This is a genomic window from Spirochaetota bacterium (genome assembly GCA_038043445.1).
Lineage (GTDB): Bacteria > Spirochaetota > Brachyspiria > Brachyspirales > JACRPF01 > JBBTBY01.
Genome location: JBBTBY010000026.1, coordinates 22,198 through 33,906, shown reverse-complemented (window position 1 = coordinate 33,906; position 11,709 = coordinate 22,198). Strand labels below are relative to the sequence as shown.

At 56.1% G+C, this 11,709-nt stretch carries 5 protein-coding genes; all 5 read left to right on the top strand.

What is annotated here, in order from left to right; all coding sequences use genetic code 11:
- A partial coding sequence (locus AABZ39_03815) for a hypothetical protein (GenBank protein MEK6793876.1) occupies positions 1 to 950 on the top strand: 950 nt, incomplete at its 5' end.
- Positions 881 to 6,994, top strand: coding sequence for a hypothetical protein (locus AABZ39_03810; GenBank protein ID MEK6793875.1), 6,114 nt, complete (start codon positions 881 to 883; stop codon positions 6,992 to 6,994). The genes AABZ39_03815 and AABZ39_03810, both read left to right, overlap by 70 nt.
- 2 nt (positions 6,995 to 6,996) lie before the next feature.
- Entirely contained in the window at positions 6,997 to 9,675 is a 2,679-nt protein-coding gene (locus AABZ39_03805) for a hypothetical protein (protein ID MEK6793874.1), read from the top strand.
- Between the two features lie 64 nt (positions 9,676 to 9,739).
- On the top strand, positions 9,740 to 10,372 hold the full coding sequence (locus AABZ39_03800) for a hypothetical protein (protein MEK6793873.1): 633 nt from the start codon (positions 9,740 to 9,742) through the stop codon (positions 10,370 to 10,372).
- A 62-nt stretch (positions 10,373 to 10,434) separates the two neighbouring features.
- On the top strand, positions 10,435 to 11,706 hold the full coding sequence (gene murA / locus AABZ39_03795) for a UDP-N-acetylglucosamine 1-carboxyvinyltransferase (GenBank protein MEK6793872.1): 1,272 nt from the start codon (positions 10,435 to 10,437) through the stop codon (positions 11,704 to 11,706).
- The last annotated feature ends 3 nt before the right edge of the window (positions 11,707 to 11,709 follow it).

Genomic DNA, 11,709 nt, shown 5'->3' with positions numbered 1-11,709 from the left:
CCATCCCCGTCGGGGCGATGCTCGATGTCCGCGGATGGACTATTTCTGCGAACGGGGCGAGTCCCGTTGTTGAGGCTGCAGATTTCGGATTATGGGTCGTTGAAGACGCCCTTACCGACCTTTCGCTCTACAATGCCAATTACATGGCGTTCCTTACACGGGTGATGTATTTCTATTCAGCAAAGAATGGGGACACCCCGGATAACTTTTTCGGGGCATTTGTCAATGGCGCGGATATCAAGCTCAATCTGTCGAATGCGATACGCCCGGACGGGTCAGCAACGAATCTTGCAAATTTCCATTCGCTTACCGTGAATGTGACGGTCGGCACTATAGTGAACACGAATGTCGCGCTCATGGCGACGCATGACGGGTCCTCGGTGTCGTTCTATTTCAACCCCGACCCCGACAACAATGACGCCCACCCGAATGAGTACTGTTTTGTCGGAAATTTCCCGGTATCGTTCACGAACAATATCCGTTTTATGATAAACGAGGAAGTGCGCAACAAGAACTCGTCCTGTGATGCACGGTTCGGCTCCTTCATGATACGCTCGGCCGCCGATTCATCTGCAATGAGCGTATCGATCGATTCGGAGGACCAAAGTTCGAATTCCACCGATCTTCGAAGGCTGCAGTTCAATTTTGCGAACGGCATCTACGCTTCGAATGCGGGCATCAATGTGATCACCATATCGAAGCCCGACGCATGGAGCAATTACGGATGGGACACATCCAAGGTGTATGTTATTTCCGATTACATGGAAGACGGCACGCTTATTGAGACGAACACCAATGTTTCCTATGCCGACTTCACGAATACGCGCAATCGCTATATCAACCGCGGTGAATGTGTACTTCGCACGAACGGCAATGAGCTGTGGATACGCCTCGGCGCCATGATAAACGCAACGAACACGACACAACACAACACAAGAATTTCATGGTGATCGCCGATATGCACCCGGGCATCAGCAATATCGGTACATTTGCATTTTCTTCCAAGGTGGATGCGCCGCTGTTCGATCCGAAGATAACGAATCAGGGGGCGGTGAGCAATTACTCGACCTGCGGGTGGCAGCGGACAACGGGCGGGCAGAACGTGACGCTGCGCGAGCCTTCCGGCCCGGTGAGCGCGTACGGGAGCGTGAAGCCCGGGCAGATAACCATCGGTGCCGCGTATTATTCGTTCACGTATTATATCCAGGCGAAAACGAATTTCACCTCGCCGATAAAGCAGGCGGCCATCGAGATACCGTACATGTTCACCAATTGCGCGATATCCAATATCGATTCGGTGCTTCTCGGCGCGAACGAGAGCGGCAATGTGTTCGTGACGAACGGAATCCCCGGCATAAGTTCGAACTGCATTTTGATCTATTATACGAATGAAAGCGCATCGTTCAATCCCGGCGGGCTCGATGTCATCTCCTTCGAGGTATGGGGTACGCCGCTTGAGAACACCACAGGCACCAACATGCGTTCGTGGGTCGATAAAACGACGCCGACATCGCAGGCGCTCAGCAACGGGACGACGCTCACGAACGAAACGTACAAAAACCAGATCGTCAAAGTGATGCCGGCGCTCATCGTCAATCCGTGGGATTTCATGGTCATCAGCGCGGGCAATACCGCCCCCGTTTCGCTCGGCATATCGAACATAGTGCCGATGGGCTATTTCGAGGTGCGACGCGACGGCGAGGGTGTTACGGAAGAGATGCTTTCGACCACGATATGCCTCGAGGGCAATTATACCGACCTCCGCGGGCAGCTGTATCTCTACCGCGATACCAACGGACTGCGCACCAATTTCACCACCAATGAAATGCTCGTGAAAATGCTGAACATATCGACGACGTCAGCAACGAACGTTTTCAACGCGTTCACCGTGCCGGAGACGAATCAATCGATAAACCCGCTGTCGCCCACGCGCTATTGGCTGGCGATGCAGATAACCAATACCGCTTCGGCCATATACTCGGATACCGTCCGCATCCGCGTGAACGATATTACGGTGACCGGCCCCGGCCCGGGACCGACGCTCGTGGAAAATGCCGGCTCCATCACCACGGGCGATCTGCGTATATCGCGCGTCGATACGCATCAGCTCTACGTATATTACTACACCAATACCACCGAAGAGCGGGTGAAACAGGGCTCGTTCAATAACCTGCAGTTCAGGATGGTCATATCGAACAACGATCCCGATGCCACCAATTATTTCCAGGGATTTGTCCTCACCAATTCCGGAACGGCGTCGAATACCGATGTAGGGTATCTCAAGCTCTTTTACGATCAGGATAATGACGGTCTTGAGGTCGGCGCCGATCCGTCCATCATGGCCGGCTCGATAAGCGGCGGAAAGTTATACTCGCTATCCGTGTTCCCGGCGTTCGAGATCGTCAATACGACCGCAAAGACGTTTTACGGCGTATATGATACCGAGCTCAACGGCACGGTGGGAAGCACGGTGGCGCTCAAGGTGCTCGCGGCGTCCAACCTTATCTTCGGCGACCCGTACGGCGACGAGCACTCCCCCGCGGCACCCGTCATCATCGGTACGTTCCCGATGGGGAATATCCCGGCGACGAACCGGCTCATCCCCTATACCTCGCGGCCGTTCGACTACTCCCTCTACGGGCTCACCTACTCCATGATGCCGGCAAGCTTCTCCTCCAATCAGGGCGTCGTTGCCGGTTCGTTCGATATCTTCATGGATACCGAGGAAACGAACATACAGGTATTCAAGGGGGTCGATGTCAAGGTCGGGACAATAACATCCAAGGCGAATGTCTACGGCTACGCCTATCTCTATAAGGAAACGAACGGCAACGGCACATTCTCCGCCGCCGATCAGTTCATCGCGAGCAATGCAGTTGCAGCAGGCGCTGATTTTTCGATCAACTGCGATTTCACGAATGTTTCCTCCGATCAGTATACCCCCGACAGGTTCTATCTGCTATTCAGGCTCACGAATAACGTTGAAGACGCAAAAACGAACACCGTCTGGTTCCAGATGACCAATATGCGCTGCCAGGGCCCCGATCTCGGGGCGTTCACCAATCTCTATCTCCTGACCAATGCGTTCTCCCGAACTGCCCGCATCGACAACGGCCGCGTGGTGGTGAACTACATATCGAATGAACAGGTCCCGCTCAATCCGCTGCAGTCCTCGTTCAACAATCGCTATCTCAAGATAAGCCTTTCGGGCGATGATCCTGACGGCACCAACTATCTCTCGTACATCGATGTCACGACGAACCGATACGCGTCGAACCTGAGCTTTGCGCTCGGGCATATCCCGTACATCAAGCTCTTAAGCCATCCGTCGTACAACATGCTCTCGTACAATTCGTTCACCAACGGGCAGACGCGCATATCGTTCTCCGTCCCGCTCGCGGTCAGCGGCACCAATGAAACGGTACTCTACGTCGGCTATGACGTGAGCGGCAGCGAATTGGTCATCAGCAACACCTTCGGGCTTCTGCTCACCAACGGGTCGATAGGGCTCACGGACGGTATCGACGACAATTATGCGCAGTATTCGTACATCGCCGGGTCGTCAAGCGGTCCCTCGACCACGAATTATGTCACGATAAAATCGTTCCTCAACAACCCCTGGGATTTCTATATCGTCAACGGCGGCAACAATTTCGGCATACCGGCGTCGATGGCGGTGTCGAATATTTATCCCATCGCCTCTGTCGATCTCATTGCCGATGTCTTTGAGGACCTGTTCGCGCAGCGCATCACCAATGTCGATGTGCGCCTCGGCGGGTTCTGCTCGAACGTGCAGGGCGAGATCTATCTCTATCGCGAGACCAATGCGATAGACGGTTTCCAGACGAACGAGAAATTCCTCGCAAAAACGAATTTCACGAACCCGAACCTTCCCATCTCGCTGTCACTCAACGAGAACAATCTGAGCGGCGTACAGTTGAACCCGACGCGCCTGTGGGCTGCGTTACGGGTGACCAACAGCGCCGCGGCAGGGCTCTACACCAATCTGGTGAACGGGTACATCTCCATGATCCACGGCATCGGCCCGGACGGCCCCACCAACGCCATCGTTACCAATGTCCTGAAATTCACCAACAGCTATAATCCGACGATCGCGAGCAGAATGGATAATTACCGCGTGGGCGTGTATGCGGCCTCGATGGAGAGCAACAATGCACCGGCGGTACAGGCGGGATACATCAACAATATGAAGGTGCTCGTACTGAGCGATGACCCCGACGCGACGAATTTCCTCTCTACGATCGCCGTTTCGAACACCGGCACGGCGACGATGGGCGACCTCGGTGCATTGCGCGTGTTCCATGATATCGACGGCGATGGGGTGTTCAACAGCACCAATGACGCAAGCGTCGGGTTCGCGAACTTCGATGCAACAAAAAATGCGCTCGTCTCGCTCGGGACCCTGTATCCGATGACCGGGAGAACGAACACGTTCTTCGTGGGGTGCGAGATAAAATTCTCCGGCACCCCCACCGCCACCATCGGCATGCAGCTTACCAATGCCATACGTTCGCTTACCTTCGCGGACGGGCTCGGGGGGCTCTATCCGACCAATGCGACGGCAACGAATGCCGCCGGTGCATCTCCCCTGGCAGGGTCGGTATCGAATCACCGCATCACGCTCCTTGCGGCATATCCGTTCGATTTTTACCTGAAGGACGCGACGAACAACTATATGCCCGAATCGTTCGGCACGAACCAGAAGGTCGTGGCGGAATATATACGCATCTACGGCGATAACGATACGAACGATGCCGACGCCTTCACCGGCGTTGCGGTGCGCACCTTTACGTCAACAATAAGTTCGAACGTGGACGGCATCGCATACCTCTATCGCGAAAGCACGAATACATCGCTTGAATCGACGCGCTACGACGCAGGGGATATCCTGGTCGGCTGGACCAATGTCATCGCCGGGGGAAGCTTCGATATCCGCTGCACCATCGCCGACGGCACGCCCGATCAGATCAACAACTCGAACACCTTCCTCGGGGACAAATTCTATCTTGTCTTCGAGCTCACGAATACCATAGCGCTTTCGAAGAACGACCGCATCGGATTCCAGATCACCAATCTCTACTATACCGGCAGCACGAACGTCTTTGAGAACACCAACGCGCTCTTCGATTATCAGTCGAAGGTGATGCGCATCGACAGCTACAATGTCGTCGTCACCGTGATGACCAATGACTTCATCGACGCGTCGGTGTACGGATCGAGCGATAAGAACCCCTACATCGCGTTCACGCTCGCCGGGGACGACAATGATGCGACGAACTATCTCAGATACGTCGATGTGAAACGTAATGCCGCTGCACCGGACGCCAATGTCCCGACCACCGTATACCTGGCCACAAACAAGATCAGCGGGAAACTCGGCACCACGCTCGCGGCGATCGACTTCAACGATGCCGGGGTAACGCTCGACCTCGCTGACAGCCCGATAGTGCTCTCCGGGACGAATGCGGTGACGGTGTTCGTGGGTTACAATGTCGGCGCCATGATCGGGAAGCGTTTGGGGCTTGAGATAGCACCCGCAGGGGCGAATCCTGCCGCGATACGGTTCGTGGACAGGATCAATGACGGGCATACGCAGCTCGGTTTCGCCACCGGCATGACCAACGGTCCGCTCCCGTATACCAACATCATCGTCGTCGATCCTGCGGCGGAATTCTGGGACCAGTACATCTATCAGGTATATCCGCAGAGCAATGTGCAGGCGATATCCAATGTGCAGGTCGCGCTCGCAGCGTTCGATATGTACCGGGAAGCGGAAGGCGCCAATGTCGAGACGGTGTACGGCATCACGGTCACCAATCTCACGACGAACGTACCGTTCACCGGATACATCCGCATATACACCAATACGACGGCATCTTTCGATTATTCGACCGGCGTCGCCATCTCAACGAATTACTTCATCTCGAACGACAATGCCGTCGTCACCATACTGTTCCCCGCCATTACGAATTCGGTACGGCCCACCGCCGACCGCTATTTCGTCACGTTCACCCCGCTTACGTTCAATGATGCGGCACGGCCGGAACTGCGTATCGTCCGCGTTTCCGCGAGCGGCCCCAACGGCGGCATCGTCGAACGCTCCTCGCTGTTCTCGACATATCCTGTCTATCCGATCTCGCTCGACAATAATGCCGTCATCGCGAGCGTGTCATCGCTCCTCTCCACGTATGTGAAACAGGGGCAGAACGGCATCGCGGCGATGCGCATTACCATGCGCGCGAACGATAATGATGCGGTGTTCTCCGTCAACGGGTTCACGCTGGCGCTCGAGGGAAGCAATGCAACGTCGTTCGCCGCCGCCATGGCCACCAACGACATCGGCAATGTGTCCACCTATCTCGATACCGGGACATCCCCGGGATCGTTCGATGCCGCTGACAGTCTGGTGCCCGGCGGGTTCTCCATAGCAGCGGACAATAAGATACGGATACTCTTTGAAACGCCGGTCGCACTGTCGAATGTTGACCGCCCCTTCCTTATCGTATTGAAGATGCATGACAATGCGACGATACGCGACCGTTTCCGGCTCGTTCTGCGGAGATCCGAACAGACGGGCCTCGCGGCGCTCAATATCCAGGGTCAGCAGTATGCGCTCACCCTGAACGATTACTCACCGGATGCGACGAGCGAAACGACGATATTGCCGGGCATCGTCATGGAAGCGAACGCGATAAGCGCTGCGACGAAAACGCTCTTCAACCCGGAACGCGGAGAACGTTTCATCGTCTACCTGAGGGAGGATACACGCAGCGAGGACCTGCCGCGCTATAAGCTGCATATCTATACCGCCATGGGGCATAAGATCGGCGATTATGCGTTCACCGCGGAGTTCAAGAGCGCCGAATGGAACGGGACCATGGGCGGGGTGAAGGCGCCCTCGGGGCTCTATCTGGGCATCATCACCGGACCCAATGGATACAATAAGAAAGTCAAAGTGATAGTGAAGAAATAGGTATGGAAACGATGCGATACAACGGAACATTGCGGATGGCGTTCGGCGCCTTGTTCGCTGCGCTGACAGCCGCTCAGCCGCTCGCCGCTTCGCCGGATCTCCTTGTGTACGACAGCGCGCCGATGGTCATCGGTACGGGCAAGTGCTACGACATCCTCGATCAGCATGTCCCGCTGTCCCGGACATACAGCAGCGTATTCGGCACACGCGATAAGTCCGAGATATTCTTTCACCATCAGGGCATTGTCGAGGATATCGCCGCAGAGAACCTGCTCTTCTGGCTCAAGGCCGATTTCCTCCGCGGCATGCGCTTCGGTGCGTATGCGACGTACCTGGGCTACGGCGGTTTCGGCGTACGCAATGAGCGCGCCGAGGTCATACAGAATTTCACCCCGAGCGACATACTGGTCGGCATCCCCGTCATGTTCAGCTCGCATGGGCTCAACCTCTACAGCGACCCGACGAACCGCAACGGGTTCTTTGAATTCCTCAATATGTTCACCGGCGGCGTCAACCTCAATTATTATCAATCGACGATAGACGATGTCACCGCGCGGACGTTCTTCGCCGATGTGAACATGACGTTGCGTTTCAAGGCACCCTACCTCGGTATGCCCGAACAGCTCATCACCGAGGCGGACGTGGAAGCGGAGCGTGCGGTGCAGGCGGCGCTGCTCGAGGACGAGATACGCGCGAAGAACCGCGGCATCAAAGAAAGCAAGACGCTCAAGGCCGAGACTATCACCGCGAAGGAAGCGGAATATCAGAACGTGCGCCAGGCAGGGCTTACGGACCTGAACGACCGGTACGCGAAGCGGAAAGCGGACGTGAAGAACGTCTATGCGACGCGGGCAAAGCTCTATGAGTTCACGCGCGACCAGAAACGCGAGATCGATGCGGTCTATGTGAGCAGCTTCCTCTCGAACGTGACCGCCGAGATAGCATCGCTCATAGGCATCGCGAGCAATACCGTGCGGGAGAACGGCGAGGCGCTGGCGAAGATAACCGCGAGCGATATCGAGAACAACAGCGTCGATATCGATTTCTACCGGAAAAAACTGGAGAAATATTCGAAGAACACGGAGCTCCTCGGCAAGGTCGATCAGCTGATAGTGCAGTACGAGAATTTCCTCGCGAACAAGGACGCCGGCATTCCGCCGGTGGATGCAACTGGCGTAAAGGTGGAATCGTACGAGCTCGGCGAGAAGGAGAACTGGAACACGGTCGCGCAGAAATTCTACGGCTCGGCCGATCTCGTCAAGTACCTCATCGCGTTCAATGCCCTGAAGAACCCCGAGCGGGTGAAGAAGGGTGATGCGATAAAAGTGCCCGACAGCGCGCATCTTGCAGCGCTCAGGGAGCGCGAGCTGAAAGTGCGCGAAATGGAAGAGAAGATGCGCGGGTACCGGGAATACCGTGTTGAGACGAACGAGACATATCAGTCCATCGCGCGGAAGATGTACGGCACCGAAGAGAAGTCGAGGATCATCGTCAGCTATAATAATCTGAAGCCGGACGCGAAGGCGGAGGCGGGACAGTTCCTGAAACTGCCGCTTGAGAACGTCACCGAACAGAAGCGTGAGCGTGTGCGGATGTTCTCCGAGAACGTATCGCGTGCCATGGGGAATTTCGGTAAATACCAGATGCCGCCGGTAGAACGCCTCCTGTTCGACAAGGTGATCAAATCGCTCGCGAAACGGGTGGCGCTGTTCGATTATCGCGATCAGATAGCGGTCGAAACGGCCGGCAAACAGATAGAGCTCAAGAACATTTTTGCGCAGCAGGTGAGCGCGCTCGCCGCGCGGGAGACGGATGTGCTCCGCGAGCTGAAGAAGATAAGCCTCAAAAAGGAATTGGACCTCATGACCGCGGCCGATGCGGGGAGCTTAAGCGACAGACTGCGCGAATACAAAAGCAAGGAACGCGTGATATTCGGCGACCTTCTGCTCGGCATCTATCGGGCCAAGCGCGAGGTCATCGAGCAGCTCAAGACGGAGACCGAAGGGAAGGGGAAACGGCAGATAGCCGATATCGAAACGCTCTATGCGAAAAAGAACGAGCTCGCCCTTGAGGACATCGTTATCGCGCGGTCGGTCGTCGGCGATAATAAGCAGAAGCTCGCCCAGCTCGACGACGTGTACGCTGCGGAGGTCGAGAAGAGCGCACTTGACAAGGCGGACGAGGTCGCGCTCGCGAAAAAGAAAACGGCCGACAAAATGAAGGACTATGAGTGGCAGAAGCTCGTGACGGAGATGATCTATCTCAGCACCGACGAACAAAAGGACACGCTCGCCTTCGGCGTGTACGGAAGGAATATCGGATTGCCCTACAATTACGGCGGGATAAGCGATCCCCTCCCGATATCGTTCGGCGCCGATGTGAACTACAATCTCATCAATGTGGAGAACAATCTCCTCTATCTTTATCTCCATTACGGATACTCGCCGTTCGAGAACAGCAGCATCGGGTTCGGGAGCATGTACCGCATATTCGACTTCTTTGAAGTACGCGCCGGCGCCTATCTCGACAATATCGGCAGCGTGAACGCGATGCTCAACGTCGGTGCCGGGCTCGCAGTGATGTTCGATATCGGCCTCATGAACTGCCGTATCGATGCCGCGGCGAAATATGAGGAAGTGTTCGGGCTAAGCTATACCCTTTCCCTGAACGTCATCTTCTAGTCATGCCGTGTACGCTGCGTTCATTTGACCGTACGCGGCCGTTCGCATATACTCTTCTTTGCCCATGAAGCTGCTTCAGATCATCGCCGCCGTAAGCGCAGGACTGCCCTGCATATTCCTCGGGATACGGCTCATCCTCGTCTGGAAAGACCCCCTGCGCTACGAACAAGGGCGATGGGTGCGCCTCGGTGTCGGCATACTCGTCATGGAATTCATCGTCGTGCATTCCGGCGTCATGATGGCCGGTTTTCTCCAGGATAAAAAGGATATGGCATCGGTCGTTCCCGCTGTCGGATTGATGGTCCTTTTCTACGGGATCTTCGCTGTCGCGTTCAGCATCGCGTTCAAAAGCCGCGGGCTTCTCATCTCGTTCGGCTCCATCATCGTCGGACGCGTTATCGCGTTCACCATAGGACAAAGCGCGTCCATTCCCATCGTCATGGCGCAGTCGATAATAAGCATCGTGCTCTATCTTGGCGCGGTGGCCGTCTCGATCATCGGCTTGCCGCGGCTCGGCATAACCGAGCCCGTTGCGCGCGATCTCATGAAGGGAAGCGGGGGCGGACTCTGGATCGAGCAGCCGCATCGCGCCATAGGTGCCGCAGCCTTCTATTTCATCGCACTGGGCCTGGCCGAGATGCTTTTCCTCTCATGGTTCGATGTGCGAATGCTTGCGAAGGTATTCACGCCGGGCTGAACACTCGCAATTTAACCAACCCCGCTATATACTGTTTTCCCTGATAAAGGCAGGCTCACGTCATGGACAAATACGTCATTCACGGCGGCACGGCGCTCAAAGGCTCGGTCGCCATATCCGGTTCGAAGAACGCATCGCTCCCGCTCATGGTCGCATCGCTTCTCACTGAAGAAGATGTTACGCTCCGCAATGTGCCCAACCTCCTCGATGTGCTCGTGCTCGCGAAGCTCCTTGAGAAACTCGGCAAGGATATCGATCTCAAGCACGACGTCATGCATATTCGCCAGAAGAACGTGAAGAAGATAGAAGCGCCGTATGAGCTCGTGAAGAAGATGCGCGCATCCGTCATCGTGCTCGGCCCCCTCCTCGCGCGGTATAAACATTGCCGCGTTTCGCTCCCCGGCGGCTGCGCGTTCGGCCCGAGGCCCATCGATCTTCACATCAAAGGGCTTGAAGCGCTCGGCGCGAAGATAGCCATCGATCACGGCTACATCGATGCGAAAGCGAAATCGCTCACGGGAAAACGCATAGTCCTTGCCGGGAAATTCGGTTCATCCGTGCTCGCCACCGACAATGTCATGATGGCGGCCACCCTCGCGCGCGGGACAACGGTCATCGAAAGCGCGGCGATGGAACCCGAATGCGTGGACCTTGCGAACATGCTCATCAGCATGGGCGCAGATATCACCGGAGCGGGTACGCCGGTCATAACGGTAAAGGGCATGAAGGAACTTCACGGTACGGAATATGAGGTCATACCCGACCGCATCGAAACGGGGACATTCCTCACGGCGGCGCTTGCAACACGCGGAAGCATCGCACTCACGAATTGCAATCCGGAACACTGCATGAGCGCTATCGATACGCTTATCAGCATCGGCGCCACCGTGAAAATGGGGCCGCGCGAGATTGAGATAAAAGCGAAGCGTACGCTCAAACCCTTCGCGATAGAAACGATGCCGTATCCGATGTTCCCCACCGACCTGCAGGCGCAGTTCATAACGCTCGGATCGACGATCAACGGCATCAGTTCGCTCACCGAGCGCGTATACCCCGACCGCTTCATGCATGTGCCCGAACTTTCCCGCATGGGTGCGCGCATCGCCGTCGAGGGGAGCACCGCCATCATCCACGGCGGGGGGAAGCTTATCGGCTGCGATGTACAGGCCTCCGATCTCCGCGCGGGTGCGGGCCTTGTCGTCGCGGGGCTCGCCGCCGGCAATACCACGACCGTACACCGCATCTATCACATCGACAGGGGCTATGAGGGATTCGAGGCGAAGCTCACTTCGCTCGGTGCGCACATCAAGCGCGAAAAAGATACGATACTGTAGCGG